We start from the raw sequence: 24,944 nt of genomic DNA, 5'->3' as shown, positions 1-24,944 counted from the left end.
AGGGAGTCACCGTGCCGCTGAGACGCTTCGTCAACTGGCTCGTCATGAGCGTCATCCTGTTCTTCGTCATCTCGGCGCTGATCTTCGTGCTCGTCTCGCTCACCCCGGGCGACGCAGCGCGCGCGATCGTCGGACCGACGGCGTCGCAGGAGCGGTACGAGCAGGTGCGCGAGACGCTCGGGCTCGATCTGCCGCTGTGGCAGCAGTACGGCCGTTGGATCGGCGGGCTGCTCCACGGCGATCTCGGCGACTCGGTCGTCACGGGCGTCCCGGTGGCGCAGGTGCTGACGGATCGCCTGGAGCCGACGCTCGCGCTGATCATCACGACGTTCGTGTGCGCTTCGATCCTCGGCATCGCGCTCGGCGTGATCGGCGCCGCCCGCCCAGGCGTCGTCGGCAAGATGGCCGACATCGGCAGCGTCGTCGGATCCGCGGTTCCGAGCTTCTGGATCGGGCTCGTGCTCGCAACGATCTTCGCCGTGCAGCTGCGGCTTCTGCCGACGAGCGGCTACGTGCCGATCGTCGACGGGCTCGGCCCGTGGCTCTCGCACATGATCCTGCCTGTGGTCACGCTCACAATCGGCGGGACCGCGCTGCTCGCGAAGCAGACGCGCGACGCCGTCGCCGAGCAGCTCGCCCAGCCGTACATCGTGCTGCTGCGCTCGCACGGCGTGAGCGAGCGGCGGATCCTCTGGCGCCATTCCCTTCGCGGGGCGGCCGTGCCGATCGTCACCATCCTCGGCATGAAGATGGTCGGCCTCACGAGCGGCACAGTGCTCATCGAGAGCGTGTTCGTGATCCCCGGATTCGCCGGATACGCCGTCAGCGCCACGCTCCTGCACGACATCCCCGTCGTACAGGCGATCACCCTGATCTTCACGATCGTCATCATCGTGACGAACCTCGTCGTGGAGCTCGCCTACGCGCGACTCAACGTGAAGGAGAACGCATGACCGCCGCTGTCGAGGAGCGCACCGAGGTGGTGCGCATACCGCGCGATGTCCGCGCCGTGCCGCCGCTGTGGCGGATCCTGCTCTCGCGCATGCAGTTCGTGATGTGCTCCGCGATCCTCGCGGTGATCGTCCTCGCGGTCGCGTTCGCGCCCGTGATCGCGCCGGACTCGCCCGTCGCGCAGGACCTGCAGAACACGCTCTCGGGACCGACGCCCGCGCACCTGCTCGGCACCGACGACCTCGGGCGCGACGTGCTCTCGCGCCTGCTCTACGGCGGCCAGGTGACGCTGCTCGGCGTGGCCCAGGCGCTCGCGGTCTTCCTCGTGCTCGGCACGGTGCTCGGCCTCGCGGCCGGCATGTCCCGCGGCGTCGTCGACACGATCATCGTGCGCGCCGCCGAGATCCTCCTCAGCGTGCCGGCGTTCATCATCCTGCTCGTGATGCTGTCGATCGTGCCCGGCAACATGTCCGTCGCGATGATCGCGTTCGGCGTGCTCACGAGCCCCCTGCTGATCCGCGTGGTCCGTGGCACGACGAAGACCGTGCGCAACGAGCTGTTCGTGCGGGGCGCGCGCACGATGGGCCTGACCGAGACGCAGATCACCACCCGCCACGTGCTGCCGCGGCTGGCGGGGCCGATCATCGTGCAGGCGACGGTCTTCTCGGGCGCCGTCATCATCTCGGAGACGGGCCTCGGCTACCTCGGATTCGGCGTGCAGCTACCGGCCCCGAGCTGGGGGAACATGGTGCAGACCGCGAGCGAGAACATCAGTCGCTCGCCATGGCTGCTCGTGCCGACCGGCGGCGCCATCATCGTCACGATCATGGCGCTCATGCTCGTCGGCGACAGCGTGCGCGACGCGGTCGCCGAGCGCTGGGCCGGACCTCCGCAGAGGAGGGTCCGCCCTTCGCGCAGCGCGTCCGCGCCGACTCCCGCGATCGCGCCCGCGCCCGGCGCCCTCCTCGAGGTGACGGATCTCACGATCGTCGTCGACTCGCCGTCGGGGCCGGTCACGCTCGTCGAGGACGTCTCGTTCGCGCTCCACACCGGCGAGACGCTGTGCCTCGTGGGCGAATCCGGATCCGGCAAATCGATCACCTCGCTCGCACTGCTCGGGCTCAGCCGCGGGACCCGCGTCGCGTCGGGTCGTATCGCCGTCGACGGCCGCGAGATCGTCGCGGACGACGCCGAGAAGATGCGGCGCCTGCGCCGGGAGACGTTCGGGTACATCACGCAGGATCCGCAGCCGTCGCTCGATCCGTCGATGCGGGTCGGCGACCTGCTCGCCCAGCTTGTGCGCCTGCACCAGGGCGTCGACCCGCGCGTCGCTCGGGAGCGCATGATCGAACTGCTCGAGCGGGTGCAGATCCCGGATCCGCAGGCGGTCGCCCGGCGCTATCCACACCAGCTGTCGGGCGGTATGGCGCAGCGGGTCGTGATCGCGGCGGCGCTCAGCGCGCGCCCGCGGATCCTCATCGCCGACGAGCCGACGACGGCGCTCGACGTGACGGTGCAGGCCGAGATCCTCGCGCTGCTGCATCGGCTGTGCGATGCGGACGATTCGATGTCGCTGCTGCTCGTGACGCACGACTGGGGGGTCGTCGCCGACATCGCCGACCGCGTCATCGTCCTGCGCGACGGGCGCATCGTCGAGGAGGCGGGCGCCGACGAGATCTTCGTCCACCCGACGCACGCGCACACGCGGGCGATGCTCGAGGCGGATCCCGCGCGGCTCGACGTGCGCGCCGCGCGGCCCGCGACGGATCCGCTGCTCGCCGTGCGCGATCTGCGCGTCGAATACGCGGGGCGCGACGCGCGCGGCCGCCCCACGCACGCGACCGCGGTCGACGGGGTGGACCTCGACATCGCTCGCGGGCGCACACTGGGGCTGATCGGCGAGTCGGGATCCGGCAAGTCGAGCATCGGCAACGCGATCGTCGGCCTCGTGGAGGCGACGTCGGGCAGCATCCGGCTCGGCGACGAGGAGCTCGTGGGCGCGTCAGCCCGGCGGCGTCGCGCACTGAGCGGGCGCGTGCAGGTGATCTTCCAGGATCCGTACGGCTCGCTGAACCCCGTGCGCACGGTCGGGTCGACGCTCGCCGAGCCGCTCGTGCTCGCGCACGGCCGGTCCGCCGCAGACGCGCGGCGCGACGTCGCCGACGCCCTCGATCGGGTCGGCCTGCCGACGATCGCGGCGGATCGGCACCCTGCGCAGTTCTCGGGCGGGCAGCGCCAGCGGATCGCGATCGCGCGCGCGATCGTGCTGCGGCCCGAGCTGATCGTGTGCGACGAGCCGGTGAGCGCGCTCGACCTGACGATCCAGGAGCAGGTGCTGACGCTGCTGTCCGAGCTGCAGGACGAGCTCGGGGTCGCGTATCTGTTCATCTCGCACGATCTGTCGGTCGTGCGCAGCTTCTGCGACGACGTCGCTGTGATGTATCGCGGATCCATCGTCGAGCGCGGCAGCGCGCGCGACGTGATCCTGGATCCTGCGCACGCGTACACGCGGTCGCTGCTGGAGGCGGCCCCGATCCCGGACCCCACCGTGCAGCGCGGCCGTTCGCTCGCGGCCGAGCGGTACGTCGCATGACGCGCTCGGTCACGATCCACGACGTCGCGAGCGAGGCGGGGGTGTCGATCGCGACGGTGTCGCACACGATGAACCGTCCCGCTCGGGTATCCGCCGAGACACGAGCCCGGGTGCTCGCGGCCGCCGACAAACTCGGCTACGTGCCTGCACGGACCGCCAACGGCAGGGCTCCGACGGCACGCAAGCGGATCGGCGTCGTCGCCCCGTTCCGCGCCTATCCCTCGTACGCGATGCGCCTCGACGGCGTGCTCGACGCGTGCGAGTCGGAGCGGATCGACGTGCTCGTGTTCGATCATCCGTCGGCGAGCCGGAGCCCGTCGCCGCGGCTGTCGACACTGCCGCTGTCGGCGTCACTCGACGGACTGATCGTCATGGGCGTGCCGATCGACACCGGCCTCGGCGAGCGCCTCGTCGACCGCGAGCTGCCGACGGTGCTCGTCGACTCAACCCACCCGCGGTTCCCGTCAGTCGTGCTCGACGAGGCGCACGGAACCCGCCTCGCGAGCGAGCATCTGCTCGCGCAGGGGTTCACGCGGTTCGTCTACGTGACGGAGGGGCAGGTGTCTCACGACTACATCGCGCAGGGTACGCGGCGCCTCTCGGGGTTCCTGCACGCGCTCGCAGACCAGGGCATCCCCGAGGAGCATGTGAAGCGCATCACCGCGCGATCCGGCGATGTGACAGCGGGGCGGCACGCGGCCGACGCGATCGCCGCCTTCGCACGCGAGGAGCGCGTGGGTGTGCTCGCGGGGCACGACACCCTCGCGGCGGGGATCCTCGCGGGGCTCCGGGCGCGACGAGTCGCGGTTCCCGACCGCGTCGGCGTCATGGGATGGGACGGCGGCGACACGGTCGAGGCCCTCGGGCTCACGACCGTGCGACAGCCGCTGGTCGAGTCGGGGCGGATCGGGGCGCGACAGCTGCTGTCGCTGCTCGCCGACCGCGCGACGCCGCAGGAACGTGTGCTGCTCACGCCGAATCTGGTCGAGGGGATGACGACATGAGGGGCGAGTTCTGGGACCCGGTGCCCGCAAGGATCCTGAGCGCGGCGGGCGAGGCGGGTCGGACGCACGCGGCGAGCGCGGCGGCTCCGGCGAGCTCGGGGGGCGCGACCAGCGGGGCCGACCCCTCGGCGTCACAGTCGGCCGACGCGCCCCGTGACGGGGCCGCGGCCGACCTGCGCCGACTGCTCGCCGCGATCCGGATCGATCCGGCACCGCCCCTGCCGCGCTTCGAGCGCGGCGCCGACGAGACGCCCACCGCCTGGCACGACCGGATCGCGGCCGCCCGGCACCGCGCGGACGCGCACGCCCTCGCGCACCGCGAGGCCATGGAACGCGCGTCGTTCCGCCTGTTCGGCGCGACAGTACGCGAGCTGCTGCCGCCTGTCCCCGACAACCTGCGGCGGTCGGAGGTTCGGGTGCCACTCGGGGAGCCCTCTGGCCGGCGACACCGGATCGACGTGGCGGTCACCTCACCTGCGCGCCCGTCGGGCTCCGTCGTCGTGCGGCTGCACGGGGGCGGCTTCTGGATGGGCGGCGGCCGCGCGGCCCGGGAGCTCGACGGCGTGCTCGTCGATCAGCTGGCGGCAGGCGGCGCGACGGTGCTCAACGTCGACTACCGACTGGCGCCCGAGCACCGGATCCCGGACGCGATCGAGGACGTGCGGGGTGTGCTCGCGGCCGTGCGCTGCGGGGAGTTCGGCGACCTGGATCCGCGGCGCATCGCCCTCGTCGGCACGTCGTCAGGTGCGAATGTCGCGGCCGCCGCCGCGCTCGCGGACCTCGGCGCCGCGGATCCGCTCGCCGGCCTCGCGCTGATCGTCTCGTCGCTGCGGCTGGATGTGCCACCCGCCTCGATGCACGACGACCCGGAGGCGTGGGGTGAGCGCCAGAGCCAACTGCGCGGCTACCTCGGCGAGACGTCGCCCGGCGACCCTGCGGCGTCGCCGGCACTCAGCCCCGCGCTCGGGTCACTGCCGCCCGTGCACGCGGTCGTGGCGCGGCACGACGAGATCGCCGACGGCGGGCTCGAGCTGTGCGAGCGGGTCGAACGGGCCGGCGGGAGCGCCGCGGCGCACGTCTACGAGATGACGCACACCGTCGCCCCTCCGCACATCGAGGCGGAGTGGGTGCGCGGCGTCGTGGAGTTCGTGGGGCGCGTGCTGGGGTGAAGGGGCGGCGCTTCCCAGGCGATCGGCGTTGATCCGAGCGACGAGCGCGGTCGCGAGGGTCGTCTTGCCACTGCCGGGGCTCCGGCGATCCCGAGAAGGAACCGCGGCCCCGTCGCGACGCGCTCGAGGCGAGCGGTGAGCGGCGAGCGGCGAGCGGCGAGCGGCGAGCGGCGAGCGGCGAGCGGCGAGCGCGGGGCATGAGGGGATCCTTTCAGACGGCGACGGCAAGGCCGCAGCCGCCCGGCACCTCACGACAGTGCGTCTGAAAGCTGGCGAAAGTAGTTGTGCCGCGCCCATTCGTCTCGATCGCCGATCACGTAGAGGCGGCGCTGTGCACGGCTGGTCGCCACGTTGACGAGATTCACCGTCGACGCGGCCCAGGCCTTGGCCCCCGGGCGCCCCGGATCGCCTCCGAGGACGAGAAAGACGACGGCAGACTCCTTGCCCTGCGCCGTGTGGATCGTTCCTGCCGTCAGCCCCGGGCGACGCGCTGCCACTCGCCGCAAGGCATCTGCAACGGCGCGGAAGGGCGAGATGGCGATGACCTGATCCGGGCCGATCCCCTGCCCAGCCAGATAGTCGAGCGCGCGCTCGAAACGACCGATCTGATTCTGCTGAAGATGACCGCCCTTCGTCGGGGCCTCCGTGTCGGCCCAAAAGCTCGGTGCGATCAGCTCACCGTCGGTCCCGATGAGCTGCTCGTCGGAGCCGCGAGGTACGCCGTTCACCATGAATCCGTCGTACGCGATGGAGTTGCACAGCGAGAACATGGGGTCATCGCACCGGCGGTGCACGCGCAGCGGCGCACTGACCCAGACGTCCTCGTCGCCCTGCGTCAACATCGTCCCGTGGGTCGCAACCCGGTCGGCCAGCGTCTGCACGGATGCGCGCGGAGGGATCCAGGTCGGCCCGAGCCGATAGGCGTGGGCGATGTCGCTGCGCGACTTGGGCGGCATCGTCACGACGGGCTCGAGCTGCAGGGGATCCCCGACGGCGACGACGCGCTGGGCGCGCCAGATCGCGCCGGCCGCGTACTGGGGCGGCGCCTGTCCGGCCTCGTCGATGAGGATCCACCCCAGCGACTCGGGTCCGAGATCACGGAACATTCGCCCGAACGACGCGAAGGTCGTGGACACCAGCGGAACCACGAGGAAGAACAGCTGCCACGCGGCGAGGATCTTCTCCGGCTCGAGATGACGCGGGTAAGCGCCGGTGACGACGTCCATCGCCGCGCGCAGGCCTTTCGACATGACGCTCGCCGTGCACGCGACGAAGTCCCGATGCAGCTGCAGCGCGGCCAGGAACAAGTCGGACCGCGCTTCATCGAGCTCGGCGTCAAGCCACGGAGCACAGAGCTCGCGCCGCTCTCCCGTCCAGTCCTCGCCCGGGTATCCGCGCCCGTACCGCCGGCGATCTGCTGCGCACGCCGTGCGAAGCGCACGGAGAGTCGTTCTGGTCTGCGCGAGCTCGCCGTCCAGTGCGGCGACCTCTGAACGGATCCGCTCCGCGCTGTCACGAAGGCGTCCATCACGAGCCTCGGCGTCTCGCACACGCCGCTCTGCCTCGCGCACGTCCTCGGCGAGAGGGGCGAGCTCGGCGCGCCAATCACGGATCGCCCGACCGAGGCTGAAGAGCGTCTCGAGCATCCCCGGTTTCTCTGCGAGGTGGCGGCCGTACGGGCCTGTCGCGCGCGCAAGCTCTGCATCGGCGCGCGATCGGGCAGCTGCGGCTTCCGCGAGGTCGCGCGACACCGCTGCTCCCGCCGCGTTCGCCTGCTCGGCACGAGCCTCGAGGGCTCGCTCCTTCTCGATGAGCCGGGGCAGGCCCTCCAGGCGACGACGAGCCGCATGGCGCTGTTCGATCAGGGCATCGACGAGGCTTTCAGCGCTCGCGAAGGCCTCCCGCGCATCGTTCCACGTCGGATGCGGTGCGGATCCGTCCGCCCAGGCCTTGAGTCGAGCCTGCATGCGCGGAGCCGTGCCCGGAATCCGTTCCCTCGAGCCTGCCTTGGGTTTGTCGAACCAGAAAGCGCTGTGGAAGTCGGTCCTGTTCTTCTTGTTGCCGAGTGTGGCCGCGACGATGCCCCACGCGGCGTCGACCCTCCCGCCGTTCGCCTCCGTCATGACCGCGGTCGCGATGTCCGCGAAGTAGTCCGCGCTGTCTCGCCAGTGTTCGCCGATCGCGTCACGCGCGGGGAGCTCCGCGCTCACGTTCTCCACAGCGCCGTTGTTCGCCGACGCCACGACCATCTCGAAGCCGGTGAGCTCTGGGCGCAGCTGTCGCACGGTGCGCGGGAAGCCCTTCCCGTCGTCCCAGGTGTGCGTCACGGACGTGAAGGCGTCATCGGGGCGCTCGAGCGCCGCGAGTCGCCGGGCCCGTTCGACGACGTTCCCGGCGAGGATGTCCCGCAGCATCGTCGTCTTCCCGGTTCCCGGCGGTCCGTTCACACCCATCAGCCCGCGCGAGAGAGCGAGGTCATTCAGCGCGTGATTGACCGCGAACTGCTGACTGAGCGCAAGCCCGTGCTTCGGTTCGGACGGCCAGCGCCCTTTCGGGAGTCGCTCGAGAGTGACTCCGCTGTCGATGGCCTGGGGCTCGCGGCGCACATCGATGCGGTGTCGCGAGTCGATCTCTGCGTCCGGCGTCAGGTACCGGGCAAGAGCTCTGCCCCCGCCGCTCGACAGGTTCTCCGCGACCGCTCGGAGATCGTCGAGGTAGAAGCTGTTGAGGAAGTCGTGGCTCGAGGACTCGTCGACACGGTTCGCGGACACGGCGACGGACTGGATCAGGATCCTGTCGGTCGCGAGCTCCGTGAGTCCCGTGATCCCGGCCGCCGCGTGCGCGACTTCGAGCATCGCCTGCACAGATCCCTCGTCCTGGGCCGGCGCGCAATCGTCGTCGCCTGACCGCCGTCGGGCGTCGGCCGCATCGATCGCCTCCGTGAAGCTCTCGAGCGCGACGGGCCACTTCGCGGACCAGCGGTCGCAATCATCCAAGTGCGCGACGGCCCAGAGCGCGGACGAGAGCACGGCAGACTCCGCGACGAGTCGGCCATCCTGATCGATCGTCAGCGCCGCGCAGGCGCTCCGGCCCGCTGGTCGCTCGTCATACGCATCCTGATCCTCACCGAACACGCGGTGGAGCCGCTCATACGTCGACTCGATGTCGTAAACGCCCAGGAAGACGTTGTGCCGCCAGACCATCCGAGTCTTCCCCGCCCTCGCGGGCGGGTCGAGATCTTCCCAGGGCAACGGCATGCCAGGCCGCCAGTCGACGACACGCTGGGTCGGCTTCGGCGCCTCGACCTTCGGTGTCTTCTGAGGGCTGAACAGTTCGAGCATCCACCAGTACTCAAGAACTCGTCGCTGTTCATCTGCTGCGAAAGGCGCGCCCATTCGACCATTCTGCCCGCGAGACGATGGGGCGCGTGGGACGCAGCGTGGCGGGGCTGGACCTCGGCGACGAGATCGCGATGTGCGGCTGAAGGCGGCCCGTGGTGGAACGCCATGACCGAGGCGCAGGGTGTCATCAGCGAGCTGCCGCTCCCGACATTCCAGGGCACGGCCGACACCACGCCCCCCCCTGGCTGACGCTGGAGACAGCCGACGCGATGTGCGACGCGGGCGTGACGGTCGACTACCGCGAGGTGCCCGGCGACCACGGGCCGTCGGTGCCGAACGCGGCCGCCGAGCTGCCGGGCTGGTTCGACGCGCGGTTCGCGGGTGAGGAGGCCGGGTTGACCTGTTGAGCGCGTGCGGGCGCCTACCCCGGGAGGGTGGGCGCCCGCGTGCGTCGGGCATTCGGGGTGGGGCCACGGATCCGCACTCGGAGAGCGGACGCGGGGGGTCACGCCTCCATCTGCATCCCGATGCGGCGGTCGAGGTCATCGAGCTCAGCGAGAAGGTCGGCGGCGGCCCAGACACGATCACGCTTGCGGCCGGTGATCTCCCGAATGATCCCGGCCTCGGCGAGTCGAGTGATGGCCCGGTAGGTCTGCTGTTCCGAGGATCCCGATCGCTGTTCGATCTCGGCCGCCGCCATGACGGGGTGGGCGTAGAACGCAGGAATCAGGGCCGCGACAGCGGACCCTGCCCGTGGCCGCAGCTCAGCCATCCATTCGTGGGGCATCACCTTGATGCGCGCGATGGACTCCCGCGAGCAGACAGCCGCCGCGATCGCGGACCGAGCGAACAGCTCGATGACAGGCGTCGGATCACCGCGGCGGTAGTCACCGAGAGCGGCAAAGTAGTCGTCTCGCACCGCGAGGAGGCCGCTTGCGAGGGGAACGACTGCGTTGCGGGTCACCCCTCGACGGCGCAGCACCGCCGCCACAAGCGCGCGACCGATGCGTCCGTTGCCATCGGTGAATGCGTGGATGGATTCGAACTGCGCATGCCCGATCGCCGCCTGCACCATCACGGGAATATCATCTCGATTGAGGTAGGTGACGAGATCGTCCATCAGGGCCGGGACACGCTCAGGCGCGGGCGGAATGTGAAGAGCGTCACGCGGCGAATGGTCGCTTCCGCCAATCCAGTTCTGCATATCGCGAAGACGCCCCGCATAGTCGGCCTCAAACAGGTCTCCGCCCATCAGCGCGTCGTGCGCAGAGAGGAGATCGTCGAGCGTGAACGCGCCGCGTTCGCCGACTCGGGTGACGAGGCGATGCAGAGCTTCGCTCGCGGCCACCATGCTCGTCGCCGAAGTATTCGCACGACTTCCAGCGAGCGCCTTGGCGTAGTCCGCCGCAGTCGCGCTGATGTGTTCGATCTTCGACGACGCGACGGACTCGGTGCGCACCATGAACCTGCTGAGCGCCGCCGAGTGCCCTTCGGCGTCCGCGTCGGACTGTGCAACAGCGAGTAGTGCCTCCTCGGATGCGACAACCGTCGTCACGCGCGCAGGGAAGTGCAACCGCGCGATCATCGGCGGAATGGTCGCATCCACGGAGGTCAGCATGCGGTCGGCCCGAATACCGCCGCGAATCACCTGACGCCACGGGAGCGTCTCGACGGCGTGGGCAGGCCATGCGTCGGCAGGAACGGTGCTCTCGGGGCTCACAAAGCTGATTGTCGCACGCGTTACTCATGTTTAGTTAACATAAACACGAGTAACGAACGCGCTACTCACACTTACGCGTGAGCGACACGGCGGAGCGCAAGCTACGGAGCTCACCTCCAGCGTGGCCAGAATGTCTTGCGCCTGCGTCGGCCTCGTGCAGCTGCCGCCTGTGCGCGCTTCTCTCGCTCCATCTCCAGGGACGCTGCCCACGCCCGTCGCGCACGGTCTGGGTCGGAGAAGATGTAATAGAACCCGAGGGCGATGAACAGCGCACTGACCGTCGACATCACACCGGCGACAACGATCCGGTCAGAGATCTCTTGCCCGCCGACCATGACGGTCACGCCAGCGACCAACCACACCACAGCGATCGAGTAGGAACCGATGACGGCACTGCGGTGCAGCTGCTTGCGTCCTGCGAGCTCGACGACGAGGTCACGGATGTCGTCATCGGACAGATCCGTGAGAATCGAACTCGCACTCTGGTCGTAGGGGTGACGTCCGAATTCGATCCGATGCTCATCGGCAATCGGAGTCAAAGAAGTTCCGCTGTTGTGCGCCATGGGGTCTCATTCCCCGTCGCTCAGGTCAGGCGCCGGATGCCTCACCGACTGCCCGCGAGAAGCCTCACGCGAACCTCTGACATTTCAGCGCAGAGCGTTGCCGAACACCCCACGCAACCGCTCCCGCAACGCCGCATCATGCACGTAGACATACGTCCCGAGCATCCCGCGGGTCATCAGCACCACATAGATGTTGACGATCAGTGCGTTGAGCTCCGCTTCGCCGTTGACGATGCCGAGCTTCGGGTTGTTCTCCTTGCCCTTCTTGTCGAAGTAGCGGTCGCGGTCGACGCGGATCCGCTCCTCGACCGGATCCCAGTACAGCTCGGGGCCGATGATGACGCCGACGTAGTTGAGGTCGTAGCCCTGCACGGTGTGGATGGAACCGGCCTCATCGACGGATCGCGGAGAGTTGATCCAGTCGGTCGTCTTCGAGTTCCAGCGCATGCGGAAGTCGCCGATCTCGATGTCGTATGCCAACGGATCTCTTCTCGAGCGCCATTCGTAGCCGTATCCGGCGAGCATGCGCGACAGGCCGGATTCGCGCTCCCGCTGAAGAATCGCCTCGCGCATCTCCGTGGGCGAGTCGAAGAATCGGAAGTCGTACTCGCCGAGGTCGACGGGATCCGGTGTGTTCCCCGACAGCACGTCGCGCACCCATCCCACGTAGTCCGTGCCGGCCTTGACGCGCATCTGCGTCATCAGGTGATGCCAGCGCCCGGCGCCCCGTGCCTCATCCCGCAAAGCACGCTGGGTGTCGAGCGAGATGTCGGCCGGACGCACACTCTGCCCGCTGTCCATGAGGAAGATCTGGTGCGTGCTCTTCGCGCGGATCCAGTCGAGCTGCGTATACGCGTCGTCGTCGCGCCCGAAAAGCTTCTCGTTGATGACGCGATAGTCGCGGTTGAGGCCGCCCGACGACTGGTTCGCGCGACGCGTGAGGCGGTGCGCCTCGTCGACGACGAGCAGGTCGAAGTGCTCGTCGCGTTTGCCTGCGTCAAATTGACTCATCACCATGTGCTTGGTGAGGCCCGGCGTGCGCTTGAAGACCGCCTGCACGGATGTGCGCAGCGACTGCTGCGGGATGACGAACCCGATCCGCAGCCCCTGTGCGAGCCGCGGAAAGCCGCGCTGGAAGTAGTCGGAGAAAACCGAATCGCTCTCGTACGCGTCGATGTCGTCGGCCGCGGCGATGTCGCTGAGCAGCTTGATGAGGTAGATCGCGACGATCGTCTTGCCCGTGCCGGCTGCTCCCTGGATCACGGACATACTGTCGCGCCCGGCCGCCAGATCGTCGAACAGACCGTCAAGGATCCCCTCGACGGCCGCGCGCTGCTCGACCGTCAGAGCTTTGAACGGCGACAGCTTGAAGAGGTCGCTGTTCTCGATCTCGTGCCGCGACTTCGTGAACATGTCCTCGGCGCGGAGGGCATCGAAGATCGCGTCGAAGCTCGGCTGGTATCGGTGACGATCGAAGTAGTCGGCATCGGTGACACCGTCATTGCGATTCTTCACCTGCCGCTGGCCGTCGCCGCTGAAGTAGCGGATCAGCTGCGACTCGAGATCGAGGCAGGCCGACTTGTTGAACTCGTCGCCGAGCACGATGCGCACCTGCTTCATGTCGCGATTGTGCGACTTCGGGTCTCGATGCTGGCGCAATCGCTTGGCCGCGTTGAGCGTCTCCCCGACGTAGATCGAGCGCTCGTCGTTGAGCAGATAGACGACCGGCCAGTTGCTGTAGCGATCTCGGGATCCGGCAAGCCGCGCGACCTCGGCATCCGTGAACCGGTGCCGCTCGATGCTAAAGCTCGTCATACTACGCGCTCCGCCCGCGGGCCTTTTCGACGGGGTACTTCTCGCGCGTCTTCGCGAGCTTGTCGCGGACGATCTCGAGCGGATCCACCCCGAGCCGTTCAGCGAGGAGAAGGCAGTAGGTCAGGACGTCGGCGAGCTCGTCGCGTACCCCATCATCGTCGCGTGGCTCGCCCCACTGGAACTCCTCGAGCAGCTCGGCCGCCTCGATCGAGATCGACTTCGCGAGGTTCTCGGGGCTGTGGAACTGGGCCCAGTCGCGCTCGGCGACGAAGGCGCGCAGATCGCGTTGGACTGCGGGGAGGGACACGTTGGTCAGCGTATCGGCGAAGTTGGGCATCGGCGCCAGGGCATTCATGAATGGACTCCGCCCGCGCGAAACCTTCACGGACGACGAGAGCGGAACTATCCGTTCGAGCGGTGTGCCTCGACGTACGCCATGCGGATGTCGTGCGCGACTCGACCGCGGTCGCCGATCTCGTAGCCGTTGGCCCGCGCCCATCGACGAACGTCCGCCGGGTCAGGATTCTCCTGGTCGCGAGACGATCTCAGCGACCCGTCGTCGGGTTCAACGCGAGAACGCGAGAACCGGCCGCCGTTCTGCGCTCGTTCATGATCCGCGCCGACGGGACCTACGGGGACGACCTCAACGTCGGCTCCCGCCTCGAAGGCGTCGTCGTCAACTCGTTCTCCCGTCGATTCGTCTCCCTGACTCGCGTCCGCGATCTCGATTGGGGTGCTTGATCGGCGGCGCGCCTCCTTCTGCGCGGCTCGCTCTCGCATCTCTCCGAGACGATCCCACAAAGCCTGCATCGACGCCGACGGATCCAGGTAGTAGGCCGACGCACGAACGCGCCAGAACGTCCATCCCAGTCGTTCGAGCACTCGTTGCCGGCGCACATCCTCATCCCACTTGTCGGGGCCGTGGAAGGAGTCACCATCGCATTCGACCGCGAGACGTTCCCCGGGCGCGACTCGCACGACGAAGTCGATTCGATAGCTTCCAACCTGGTGCTGCGGTTCGACTTCGTATCCACGGTCCAGCATCTGCTGGAGAACATCACGCTCGAACTTCGACTCCGTCAGATCGAACAGATCCTCGGTCTCGTCGCGGTGTTCGACGCCGCGGGCGTACTCGATCATCGCGCGGCGCTCGTCTTGATGGTTGAGCGTTGCGGGATCCATGCTGTGGAAAACCCAGAGCTGGTCTTGCGCGCGGGAAGCCGCAACGTTCGCCCACTGCGCGTGCCACAGTCGCGTCGCCGCGGAGGAATTGTCGTGCGCAACCATCGAGATGAAGATGACGTTGCGCTCATCCCCCTGGAAGAGCGGCGGATTTCCGACGCGCATTCGACGTCGCTCGAACTCCGCGTCTCCGATCCGGTCACGGATCATGTCCTGGAGGATCTGGGCCTGGGGTCCGCTCATCATCGTGACGACACCGAATGTGAGGCCGTCGTACGCGCGGTCCGCGATGCACGCTGCCACCTGATCGGCGACAGCCTCCGCCTCGCGGCGATTGACGCGATTGCTGCCGATTCTCTCCGAGACAGCTTCCTCAACCCGCACAACGCGAACGGGGTCTCCGATCTGAGACACGCTGAGCTCGCGCAGCGGCTTGATCGCTCCGTCGTAGTAGCGATTTGAGAATCGGATGATCTCCGGCACGCAGCGGAAGTGCTCTTTCAACGCGATCAGAGAGGGGAACGCGCGACTTGCAATCGAGTAGAGAGACTCGTCCACAGTGAGAAGCTTCGCTTCCTGGACGCTGCGCAGGTGCTGATCCTGCAGCGCCGCGATGCGCGACGTGTCGATGCCGACAAGGTTCGGGGTGGTCTGCTTGTCGTCACCGACGATCACCGCCTTCTTCCCGAGCGCAAGCACTCCGAGCGTCAGCAGGTCGCACTGGGAGGACTCGTCGACCACCACGACGTCGAAGAGCTCAGATCGGCGCGGATCGAAGTTCTCAAGGACGCGATAGATCGGCATGATCCACACAGGTACGGCACCCATCGCCGCTGGCAGTGCGTCGCGGGCCGCGGCTCGGAATCTCGGCGCGTTCTTGCCCGTTCCCTTTCCCACGCGTCGCACGGCCGTCAGCCAGACATCGAGCGCACGTCGTTGGCGGTCCTTGATGTTCTGTTTGAGCTCCACGCGCGCGGATCGACTTGCCAGATCCGTGATCGCGCGGCGAAGTTCCTGCGCGTCAGCGTGGGAGCGGGACATGAGCGCATCGACATCTGACTCTTTGTGAAGTGACACCAGCCATGTCCGGGCGCGAGCGCGATCCCAGGCGAGTTCGACGTGCTCAAGATCGCCCGTGACATCTTCGTCAGCCCGTGTTTCGCGCAGCTGGCGCGCCCATTTCGGTGCGCCGGCCTCCGCGATCCTGCTGAGCAGGCTTCCCGCTCGAGTCGCCTTCGCGCGGACCGCGAGGAGTCTCCTTGCTTCGTCGATCGCGGAACCCCATTTGTCGGGCCGTGCGAAGTCGACGGCGTCGACCAGGTCTCCCCACACTGGCGAGGATCCTGCCCGCTGCGATCGTTCGGCGAGGTCGCCCTTCAACGTCTGCAGCGTCGCTGTCAGAGCGCGCTCCTCTGCGCGCGCGGCCGCACGGTCGAGAAGCTCGGCCGCCTGGGTGAGCCGCTGCGGTTGCGACGCGGGATCCTCCACGGCGACCAGGGGCTGCAGGCGCTCGGTCAGCGCGCGATACGTCTCGGTCCACCACGTGTGGAGCTGAGCGACACGAGCCGCGGTCCGTTCGGCCGCGAATTGGAATGACGGATCGAACGGCGGAACGGGAATACCGAGCGGCTCGTAGGTCTGCCGCATCAGCGTGTGGATCCCGCGGAGCCGGACGCGTTGATCCATGGCTGTCCAGACCAGATCCAGTTGCGGAGTCGTCGTGACAGGATAGTTGTCGACCCGCGTCTGAGCGTTGAGGTCCTTGAGATCGCGGCGAGCAAATGCCGAGATCTTCTTTCCGGCCGTGATCCGCCCGTGCCACTCCCGGAGGAGAGCATTCTGAATCGCAGGATCGCCATCAGGAACCTCGACGACGTGCCCCGCCAGCCGGTCCGCGTGCCCGCGTACCGCCTGCAGTTGCTCCTGCACAGTGGAATTGTGCGGCATCATCCATGCGACGGCGGGCGATGACTCCCGAATCGCCTGCGCAAATGGGGCCTCCCAAGGCCCACCCAGGCGAGTGAGGGCATCAGCAGACTCTCGCGCGTACCGAGCGGTCGCGGAGATCGTATCGACATCGATGCTGTCGACGCCTGCCACGTTGAGCCCGTCATCCTCCAGTGTGGTGACGACGTCACGAAGCGACTGCTGACGACGCCAGCGTTCCTCGAGATCCGTTTGAGTGGGAATCCACTCATCCGTCGGCAGATCCTGCAAAGACGCCTCGGAGTCCGCGGACGATACCGTGCGAAGGAACCCGACGAGCTCGTGCACTTCATCGTCGGTGAGCGGGAAGCGGACCTCGGGAGCTACGGCGTCGTCGACGATGTCGAGATCACGGTCCTTGGCCAACCACTCAGCGACCTGTGGGGCCCGGGCCGGCCCGGATGGCAGGGGGTACTCACGCTGCTCACTTCGAAGCGCCTCCACAAGCTTGGCGTCGGTGAGCCGAATCTGCTCTCGCAGCTCGTCGATCCGTGTACCGAGTTCGCGGCTTCGGTTTGTCTCACGCGAAACATCGATCGACGAAAGTGAGTCCTGCATCGCCTGTGCCGAGGAACGAAGCTCCTCCATCGCCGCTGGGGTCGATCCAAGGACGGCGATCGACAGGTCACGGAGCGGCTCAGGAATCTTGTCCCGAAGCACTGAGAGCGCCTGCTCCTTCTCTGCGGTGACAAGCACGCGCTTCCCCTGCGCGACGAGATGCGAGACGAGGTTGACGATGGTGTGAGACTTCCCGGTCCCGGGTGGGCCCTGCACCGTCACGCCACGCGATGTCGCGAGCTGCCGAGCGATGCGCTCCTGCTCGGCGTTTGTGGGCAGCGGCATCATCAGTCGGTCGGCTGTGCCGTCGTCGGTGGAAACGTCCTGACCAGACTCGCGCACGGCTTCATCCACTTGGTCTCGATCGGCGACGACCGATGCCAGCGCCTCCGGCACGAGGTCTTCGTCTCCGAGCTTGTGCGCCAATTCGTCGTAGAAGCGTTCCTGTCGCATCGGCCGGCGACGCTTCACGATCACCCATCCGTCATCCAAGCGGGGTGAGAAGGTCGGCCTCTCGGGCTCACGCGATTCGCTGAGGTGCGCGTCAACGCCGAGAGGCGCGATGATCTGCTGGCGCGCCTGCTGACGCGCCTCGACATCCCATGGATCCGGCGGCGAATCTCGTACCTCGGCCTGCAGACGAACGAGCCCTTCGACCCCGGGGAGGTCGGTGCCTTCGACGACATCGAGCTCGAGTTCGAGCGGCTTCTCCGCGACGACCCGAATTGCGGCACTGAGAGAGTCGACTTCGATCATGACCGGAGTGGTCAGCATCGGTGTCAGGACCGTTTCGCTCTCGCCTCTCCACGAAAGCAACAGGTGCCCCCACACGACCTCATGCGTCGCCGAGTCCGCGTCCTCCTTCAGATGGAGGTCGTAAAGCTGGGAGTAGAGGGCTCTCGCTTCGAACGCAGGGCGGACTCGATCCGCCCAGGGCTCCCAGGCGCCGACAATCCAATCGTCGACGTTCGCGATGATCTCAGACCGGACCTGGCGGACGCGCGCAGTGCGCTCCATCGACGCCGCTCCGTCCTCATGACCAGGATCGCCTGCTTCCTCCACCACCCGCTTCTCGGCCTTCGCGGTGATGGCATCCGCCGACCAGGTCGGCCGAACTTGAGGAGTCGTGATGTGTTCGCCGACACGGAGGATCCCGCGAAGCTCCTCCGGCACCGCGAGCAGCTCCGGGGCGGCGACGCGCTTGACCTCCATCCAGGCACCGTTCGCACTGGCCCCGACCGTGACAGCAGGGTGCTCCGGCAGATCCGCCGGCCAAACCGATACGTCATGCTTCCGGACATCCCGCACGGGAGCGGGCCCGAGCTCGCGCGCGGCGGCGGAGAGATACTCCAGAAGTTCGAATACCTGATTCGCGACGGTGGGAGCCGTCGCTTCGGCATCACGTTCCTGCATGAGTCGTCCCATTCCTGCTCTTGTACCAACCGACCCAAGCAGCGAGCTGGTCCTCGATCAGCGCACCGCCAGGCTCATTGCACTCGCACCCGTGTATTAGTACCCATCGACTACGGCGAAGCCAGGGAGCTCTCCGATCAGCCGCTGGGTCTCAAGACTCACGGTCACGAGGCTCTTGATGAGGTCGACGACGTAGCGGGGGTTGTCGTGCTCGCGCAGCCAGGCGTTCGGGTCGTTGACGATCCCACTCTTCTTGTCGGTCTTCACCTGGTAGCGGTCGATGATCCACTCCAGCGGGCTGCGACCGCCGACCTTGTAGAGCGCCTCCTCCTCGGAGATGCCCTTCAGCGTGAGGTGGGCGTTGTAGCGGATCGTCGAGCGGTCCTTTCGACTCGCCCACGCGAGCTTCTGGATCCGGTAGAGCTCGAACGGATCCTCCGGGGCGTCGATCGCCACGATCTCGTCGAGCGGATACGGTTCGACGTGCTCGTAGTCGACGTGCAGATCGGCGAGGGCGCGGCCGACGCGCGCGTATTCCGGGAAGCGCTCGACGAGGGGGATCCTCGGGAGCATCTTCTGCAGGTCGGCCGCGTAGGTCTCGCGGTAGGTCGGGTGGTGCAGGAGCGCGTAGACCGCGTAGAAGATGTCGTCCTTCGCCTCGGCATCACCCACCGGCATCGCGTCGCCGTACGCCTTGCGGTAGCGGGCGAGGGTGGCATCTGTGATGTTGTCAACGCGGCGGTAGTTGCCGATGATCTGACCGTCCTGCTCTGGCAGGGCGTCGAAGTTGAAGCCGCCGTCGTCCGAAGCGACGGGCTGCCAAATGTAGCGGGGGAAGACCTGGGCAAGACCATGGAGGTCAAGGCTGGGGATGCGATCAACGAAGAGCGGGCCGGACCCCTTGGTACTCACCGCGATCGCGAAGTTCGCATGCTCCACCGTCGGCCAGATCTTCGGGAGCTGGTAGGTGCGCTCGTTCAGGCGCCCCGATGGGTCGAAGTACTGCCACTGCCGAATGAATGGCCGGTAGAGCGCAGTGCGGAACCCTCGTTCTTCCAGCCCAGTCGCGCGATTTCGCTTCAGGTCCGCGATATTCGACGGCGCCCAGGAACCTCGCGTCGAGTCGCGCACGAGCAGCTTCTCGACTGGCGTCGTGTCGCCGGCTTCGTTCAGCGCCCACACGCGTTCGCGCTCGTCGTTCAGGTGATCGACGTGGGTGCGGATGTTCTTTCGCAGGGCCTGTTCGCTGAAGTTGAAGGCCCAGGAGTCTCGTGCTGTGGCGAGACCGAGGGAGAAGTCGCGGAACACCCCCGACGTGTCTGTCTTACCCTTCGTCGCCTTGTCACCGGTGGGGCTCCAGGTGCCGAAGCGCTCGTCGCGCTGGTTGATCCAGTCGCCCGCGACGTTCGGCGTCACGACGTCGAAACTCGTTCCCTCGATCGACGCCTCGTGTGCGAGCTTGTCGAGCTTCTCTTCACGAGAGAGCCCGTCACCGATGTCGGCGTAGTGGATGCGCGCGGGGCCGGTGTGCGAAGGATCCTTGACGAGGACTGTGATCGCAATGCCCGCCTGACTCCCTTCCCCGAACACCTTGCCGCCCTCGGTCCGCCAGTTCTTGAGGCGCTGGTTGCCCCTCAGGTTGTAGACGATCACATCGCTGAACTCGTCCACCCAGCTCAGCCGCACGCCATCGGCCGTGCCGCCGTCAACGAATCCCGAGTTCGAGACGAATGCGATCACGCCGTCCTCGCCCAACCGATCCGTCGCCCACCGCAGCGCCCGGTAGTACGAGTCGTAGAGCGCGCCCTTTTTCCCTCCGCTCGACCGATCTACGTATGTACTTTCGATCCGCGAATCGAGGCTCGAGTACTTCGCGTTCTGTGCATTGTCGTTCGAACTCTGTTGGTTCGCCCTATACGGCGGATTCATGACGATCACGTCGACGTCCGACGCGCGCTGTCGCTCCAGTCGCGCCGTGTTCTCTGGGAACACTCCCCCAGCAAGCTGACTGTCGCGCTCGTCCATCGCGAACGTATCGGTCAGGCTGATCCCCGCGAACCCGCCTTCGACGGGCACGATGCCGTTCTCGGCGCACAACTCCCGGTACACGCTCTCGATGTTGACCGCGGCGATGTAGTAGCTGAGCAGCACGATCTCGTTCGCGAACATCTCGCTCGCGTACTTGCGCGACAGATCCTCGGGCTTCACGAGCCCCGTCTGCATCAGGCGCGTGAGGAACGTGCCCGTGCCGACGAAGGGCTCGAGGATGTTCACCCCCTCATCGCTCAGCCGCTTGCCGACGTGGCGATGCAGCGCCGCGTCCGCGGAGCGCAGAATGTAGTCGACGACCGGCACAGGCGTGAAGACGATCCCCATCTTGTCTGCGAGCAGGGGGAACGCCTTCGTGAAGAACTTGTCGTAGAGCGTCACGAGCATCTGCTGCTTCGCGCTCACGGTCTCGAGCCCGCGGATCCGATCCGTCACCTTCGTGTAGAACGCCTCGAGCGGTTCGCGCTCGCGCACGAATGCCTGGTTCTCGTGGAAGGTCGCGATCACGTTCTCCATCGCGACTGAGACGGGGTTGTCTGCGGTGAACGAGTTCTCGGGGAACATCGCCTCGAACACGGGCTTCGTGATGAGGTGCTGAGCGAGCAACTCGATCGCCTCGTTCTCGCTCACCTCGGGGTTGACGGTCGCCCGCAGGGCCTTCACGAACTCATCGAACGGGGCACGGTCGCCATCGGGGGCGTCGACGTGCGCGGTGATGAGGGCGATGAAGCGCTTCGCGATGTCACCGATGTCATTCGCCCAGTCGTCCCAGTACAGGCGATCGCCGACCTTCTTGACGAGCTTCGCGTAGACCGCGTCCTTCCAGTCGTCGGCGCCATCAGCCTGGAACAACGCGGGCTTGGTATAGGCCGGACCCGTCGCACCGTCGGTGCGTCCGCCTTCAGCCCCTGACTCTTCGAAGTCATCGCGCTCGCCACCGCTCGCGCCGCCGATGCCGGGGCCATCGTCTTTCTTTTTGCTCGTCAAGTCGAGCTTGACGATCGTGACCTGCTCGGGCGGAGTGCCGGTGAGCGCGGCCTGGTTGATCGAGGCGTCGAGACGCTCATCGTGGGCGCGTAGCGCCTGCAGCACCTGCCACACGACCTTGTAGCGGTCGTTATCGTTGAGCGCCTCCGACGCATCCATTCCGGCGGGAATCGCGATCGGGAGCACGATGTAGCCGAGGCGCTTGCCCTGTGCGCGGCGCATCACACGCCCCACTGCCTGGACGACGTCGACCTGGCTCTTACGCGGGTTCAGGAACAGCACGGCGTCGAGGCTCGGAACGTCGACACCCTCGCTCAGACAGCGCGCGTTCGTGAGCACTCGCGCGACCGGGCGGCCGAGCGAGTCCTCGGGGTCGTCGGCCTTCAACCAGTCGAGGAGCTCGCCGCGCTTCGTGGCGTTCATCGTCCCGTCCACGTGCTCCGACTGCACCGTGAGGTCGTCGCTGCGGTCGTCATTGAGCACGTTGGACAGGTGACGATCGGCGAGCAGCTGGAAGTCGTTCGCGATGCCCTTCGACGTCTTGATGTCCTTCGCGAACGCGACGGCACGCCGCATCGGCTCATGGTCCTCGCCGAATCCGCCGACTTCGACGGACCCCTCGCGCTTCGCCAGCGCGTTGTAGCAGCCGACGAGCTTCGCGACATCGCCGATCTGCAGCTCGTGGCCGTCTTCCGCCAATTGACGCTGGAACCCCTCGACGATCTGGTCTTCACTGACGCCGAGGACCACGACTTTGTAGTCGGTGAGAAGCTGCGACTGCACCGCCTCGTGGAAGCCGATGCGAAAGAGCACAGGTCCGTACAGCTGCTCGTCATCCATCGAGACGAGCTCCGCGTCCTTCTCTCGCGCGGTGTTCTTCACCTCGGGCGCGAAGATGCGCGGCGTCGCCGTCATGTAGAGCCGCTTCTCCGCGGCGATGACGTCGTTGTCATGCACCTTGACGAAGTGCGATTCGTCGTCGTCGGCAAGCGTGACGCCCGTCGTGCGATGCGCCTCATCGCAGATGACGAGGTCGAATGTCGGGGCACCGAGTCTCTGTGCCTTCGCGACGGCATCGATCGACTGATAAGTCGAGAACACGACGGTCATGCCCTCGTCGACGGCGCCGCGCGCCTCGATGAGATCGGCCAGCTTCGCACCGTCGGTCGTCGCGGGCGCCCCGAGATCCTCGAGCATCACGCTCGTCAGGTCGCCGTTCTTCGTGCGACCGATGTTGATGTCGCTGCCGACCGCGAACGCCTGGAAGTTCGTCTCCGGATCGCGCTCAGTGCTCCACTCCGAAAGCGTCTGCTGCAGGAGCGCCAGCGACGGCACCATGAAGAGGATCGTCGACACGCCGCTCGCCTGCTCACGGGTCCAACGCTCAGCGAGCTTCAGGGCCGTGAACGTCTTGCCCGTGCCGCACGCCATGATGAGCTTGCCGCGGTCGAGTGGTCCGCCCTCGACAGGATCCCGCGTGAAACCGTCGATGACGGCCGAGATCGCGCGGTGCTGATGCGCGCGCGGGACCTTCCGATCGTGGCGCTTGGGCGGCCTCTGCGGCTCCATCAGCGCATACGTCGACCAGTCGATGTCGCTGTGCCTCAGCTGGTCGAGCCCCACGCGCCGGACCGGCTTGGTTCGGTTCTGCAGCGCCTCCAGCGCGTTGGTCGACCAGTCGCGGACCGTGTCGATGACGAGACCCTCGGTGAACGGATCCTTGCCCATCGCTTCGAAGAACGAGTTGAGATCCGACTTCTGGATCTTGTGGTTCTCGCCGTAGAACTTCACCTGAACTGCGAGCAGGCCACCGCCCTGGATCTCCGCGACGAGGTCGATACCGAGGTCGGGCTTGCCGTCGCGCCCCGGCCAGGCCTTCCACAGCCAGACGGCACCGAGCTGGTCACCCCACTGCGGATCGATCGTCAAGTAGTGCTTCGCCAACTGCTCGAGGTAGTTGCCCTTCATCCGCTCGCTGTCGGACAGATCGCGCAACTGCGCCAGCAGGACATCGAAGGGAGTGTGTCCTTCGGGCTCGGCGGGGGCGAATGTCGGCCCCTTCTTCGGGAGGTGGGCGTGGGGCTGATCCGTCGCCTGCATATCGCCGAGTGTACAAGTACCCGGGCACCCGAACTCTGGCACGGGGAGCCGGTGCCGATGACCCTTGTGGGATGCCCCGCGTTCCCTCTGCTGCCGCCGCGCACATCGGCGCACGGATCGCCACATTTCGGCAGCGGCTCGTGATGACGCAGGACCAGCTCGCGGTGAAGGCGGGCATCGATTCGTCGAACATCCGCAGCTACGAGTCCGGCCGCGCGATGATGAACGTCTACTCGCTCGTGCGCATCTCAGAGGCCCTCGATGTCGAGCCCGGCGACCTCCTCGACGGGGTCGCGTCGGACATGTTCACACCGGCGCGGGCCGGGGCACAGAAGTCCGCCGGCTGAGTCGTCGGGAATGCCCAAGCCTTATCCGGTGCTCACGCAAGCGTGCCTGGTCCACGATCGTCGATCACCGTCTCGATACCTACAGCGGCCATCAACGCGACTCGCCCCGGCCGATCGGCACGGACTGAGCGGGCCCGCCGCTCAGCGCCTGTGCTCCATCTCCCGCGATCGCACTGACCTGCTGTCCCACCCGCGGGCCGGTGCCTGTGACACGCCCCGACCGCGCCTCACGCGAGCGCGTGCCGCTCGGGATCGATCTCGAGATCCAGCACCGTGAGGCTCGGGTGGCGAGCGACAGCGTCTGGGCCAAGTGCCATCATCGTCGTGATCACGGCAATCGGCGGGACGTGCATTCCGTGGAGCATCAGTGGCTCCGCGCTGTCGAACTGGCACACGAGCGTTCGCTGGTCGACCTCCGGGTAGACGGCCACCATGGTGGAAAAGTCGAACGTGAGCGGGCGTCCGCCGGCGACGCAGATCAGGCGCCGATTCGAGACGAGCACGCGCGCCCCCTGATGTTCGCGCCACTGCTCGGCCGCCTGGCGACGTGCGCTGCTCCGCGAAGCACCATTCGCGACAGCCGTCATCGCGAGCGCCCCGACGACGAAGGCCGGGTGGCCGAACGCGAACGTCGACGTCTGGTCATACGAGACGTTCTGTCCGTGGAACCGCGAGTACTGGGCCGGAACATCGAGGAAGAACTCCTCGTCCGGGTAGGGCACGATCTCCCAAGGGCGATCGATCCGGGCCGGCACCTCGTGCGCGAGCAGCGCCCGCCGCAGGTAGGCCGCATGATTCCACGCCGACGCGTCGGTGCGGTGCAGGTCGATCAGCGCCTGCTCGCCTTTGGTGAACCGTCCGCGAGCGCGTCGCCCACGGCGGTACACCCGCGTCGCCTGTACGAGGAACACGATGAACGCGGCGATCGGCAGCGCATACGTAGCTAGGAAGAGCACCACGACCAGGACGATCGCCCACCCACCGGGTTCGTCACCGGACGCCTCGTAGTGGTGGGTGATCCAGCGGACGAGCTCGGCGCACCCGACATATGTGACCGGGATGAGGATGAGCGGAACGAGCCACCGGAGATGCCGCATGGCTCAACGTTACTGACAGTAGATCCGGTGATCAGCGGATCCGATGCCAGGCTGTCCAGGGCGGCGCCG

General features: G+C 67.2%; 14 protein-coding genes. 6 read left to right on the top strand and 8 right to left on the bottom strand.

The features are described from left to right. Nucleotides 1-11 precede the first annotated feature (11 nt). From KOL93_RS01855 to KOL93_RS01840, 4 genes are read left to right on the top strand one after another with little or no spacing between them, the layout of a single operon-like run. Nucleotides 12-953: an ABC transporter permease gene (locus KOL93_RS01855; protein WP_221583595.1), complete on the top strand. Its 942-nt coding sequence runs from the start codon at nt 12-14 to the stop codon at nt 951-953. After that, the gene (locus KOL93_RS01850) at nt 950-3,544 is read left to right on the top strand and encodes an ABC transporter ATP-binding protein/permease (RefSeq protein ID WP_221583594.1); all 2,595 of its coding nucleotides are present in this window, start codon (nt 950-952) and stop codon (nt 3,542-3,544) included. Before KOL93_RS01855 ends, KOL93_RS01850 begins: the two co-directional genes overlap by 4 nt. Then, on the top strand, nt 3,541-4,548 hold the full coding sequence (locus KOL93_RS01845; protein ID WP_221583593.1) for a LacI family DNA-binding transcriptional regulator: 1,008 nt from the start codon (nt 3,541-3,543) through the stop codon (nt 4,546-4,548). Before KOL93_RS01850 ends, KOL93_RS01845 begins: the two co-directional genes overlap by 4 nt. Next, on the top strand, nt 4,545-5,717 hold the full coding sequence (locus KOL93_RS01840) for an alpha/beta hydrolase fold domain-containing protein (protein ID WP_221583592.1): 1,173 nt from the start codon (nt 4,545-4,547) through the stop codon (nt 5,715-5,717). The genes KOL93_RS01845 and KOL93_RS01840 overlap by 4 nt, the downstream gene beginning before the upstream one ends. Before the next feature lie 248 nt (nt 5,718-5,965). Here the strand turns inward: KOL93_RS01840 and KOL93_RS01835 are convergent, their stop codons facing one another. After that, entirely contained in the window at nt 5,966-9,112 is a 3,147-nt protein-coding gene (locus KOL93_RS01835) for a DEAD/DEAH box helicase (RefSeq protein ID WP_221583591.1), read from the bottom strand. Nucleotides 9,113-9,327: 215 nt separating this feature from the next. Between KOL93_RS01835 and KOL93_RS01830 the strand changes: the two genes are divergently transcribed. Continuing rightward, nucleotides 9,328-9,465 carry a hypothetical protein gene (locus tag KOL93_RS01830; protein ID WP_221583590.1) on the top strand — a complete coding sequence of 46 codons (138 nt, stop codon included), beginning with the start codon at nt 9,328-9,330 and terminating at the stop codon, nt 9,463-9,465. A 98-nt stretch (nt 9,466-9,563) separates the two neighbouring features. Here the strand turns inward: KOL93_RS01830 and KOL93_RS01825 are convergent, their stop codons facing one another. The 6 genes from KOL93_RS01825 to KOL93_RS01790 form a co-directional block, all read right to left on the bottom strand. Further along, nucleotides 9,564-10,778, bottom strand: a complete 1,215-nt coding sequence (locus tag KOL93_RS01825) for a Fic family protein (protein WP_308291509.1) — start codon at nt 10,776-10,778, stop codon at nt 9,564-9,566. Nucleotides 10,779-10,888: 110 nt separating this feature from the next. Beyond that, entirely contained in the window at nt 10,889-11,341 is a 453-nt protein-coding gene (locus KOL93_RS01820; RefSeq protein ID WP_221583589.1) for a hypothetical protein, read from the bottom strand. A gap of 84 nt (nt 11,342-11,425) precedes the next feature. After that, nucleotides 11,426-13,156 (bottom strand): DNA/RNA helicase domain-containing protein, encoded by a 1,731-nt coding sequence (locus KOL93_RS01815; RefSeq protein WP_260405832.1) that lies wholly within the window; start codon nt 13,154-13,156, stop codon nt 11,426-11,428. Between the two features lies 1 nt (nt 13,157). Further along, nucleotides 13,158-13,463, bottom strand: a complete 306-nt coding sequence (locus tag KOL93_RS01810) for a nucleotide pyrophosphohydrolase (protein ID WP_308291508.1) — start codon at nt 13,461-13,463, stop codon at nt 13,158-13,160. Nucleotides 13,464-13,558: 95 nt separating this feature from the next. Then, nucleotides 13,559-18,295: an AAA domain-containing protein gene (locus tag KOL93_RS16055; RefSeq protein ID WP_260405831.1), complete on the bottom strand. Its 4,737-nt coding sequence runs from the start codon at nt 18,293-18,295 to the stop codon at nt 13,559-13,561. 96 nt (nt 18,296-18,391) lie between these two features. Next, entirely contained in the window at nt 18,392-23,431 is a 5,040-nt protein-coding gene (locus tag KOL93_RS01790) for a type ISP restriction/modification enzyme (protein ID WP_221583588.1), read from the bottom strand. Nucleotides 23,432-23,502: 71 nt separating this feature from the next. Between KOL93_RS01790 and KOL93_RS01785 the strand changes: the two genes are divergently transcribed. Further along, on the top strand, nt 23,503-23,778 hold the full coding sequence (locus KOL93_RS01785) for a helix-turn-helix domain-containing protein (protein WP_221583587.1): 276 nt from the start codon (nt 23,503-23,505) through the stop codon (nt 23,776-23,778). A gap of 227 nt (nt 23,779-24,005) precedes the next feature. Here the strand turns inward: KOL93_RS01785 and KOL93_RS01780 are convergent, their stop codons facing one another. Next, nucleotides 24,006-24,875 carry a hypothetical protein gene (locus KOL93_RS01780; RefSeq protein WP_221583586.1) on the bottom strand — a complete coding sequence of 290 codons (870 nt, stop codon included), beginning with the start codon at nt 24,873-24,875 and terminating at the stop codon, nt 24,006-24,008. Between the last annotated feature and the right edge of the window lie 69 nt (nt 24,876-24,944).

This window comes from Microbacterium salitolerans, from assembly GCF_019720895.1.
Lineage (GTDB): Bacteria > Actinomycetota > Actinomycetes > Actinomycetales > Microbacteriaceae > Microbacterium.
Note: the sequence above shows the minus strand (reverse complement) of the source record. Positions and strands in the feature narration are given on the sequence as shown.

Coding starts and splice junctions, on each gene's coding strand:
- KOL93_RS01780 (WP_221583586.1), bottom strand. CDS start 24,875: ATGCGGCATCTCCGGTGGCTCGTTCCGCTCATCCTCATCCCGGTCACA.
- KOL93_RS01840 (WP_221583592.1), top strand. CDS start 4,545: ATGAGGGGCGAGTTCTGGGACCCGGTGCCCGCAAGGATCCTGAGCGCG.
- KOL93_RS01790 (WP_221583588.1), bottom strand. CDS start 23,431: ATGCAGGCGACGGATCAGCCCCACGCCCACCTCCCGAAGAAGGGGCCG.
- KOL93_RS01850 (WP_221583594.1), top strand. CDS start 950: ATGACCGCCGCTGTCGAGGAGCGCACCGAGGTGGTGCGCATACCGCGC.
- KOL93_RS01785 (WP_221583587.1), top strand. CDS start 23,503: ATGCCCCGCGTTCCCTCTGCTGCCGCCGCGCACATCGGCGCACGGATC.
- KOL93_RS01845 (WP_221583593.1), top strand. CDS start 3,541: ATGACGCGCTCGGTCACGATCCACGACGTCGCGAGCGAGGCGGGGGTG.
- KOL93_RS16055 (WP_260405831.1), bottom strand. CDS start 18,295: ATGCAGGAACGTGATGCCGAAGCGACGGCTCCCACCGTCGCGAATCAG.
- KOL93_RS01820 (WP_221583589.1), bottom strand. CDS start 11,341: ATGGCGCACAACAGCGGAACTTCTTTGACTCCGATTGCCGATGAGCAT.
- KOL93_RS01815 (WP_260405832.1), bottom strand. CDS start 13,156: ATGACGAGCTTTAGCATCGAGCGGCACCGGTTCACGGATGCCGAGGTC.
- KOL93_RS01830 (WP_221583590.1), top strand. CDS start 9,328: ATGTGCGACGCGGGCGTGACGGTCGACTACCGCGAGGTGCCCGGCGAC.
- KOL93_RS01835 (WP_221583591.1), bottom strand. CDS start 9,112: ATGGGCGCGCCTTTCGCAGCAGATGAACAGCGACGAGTTCTTGAGTAC.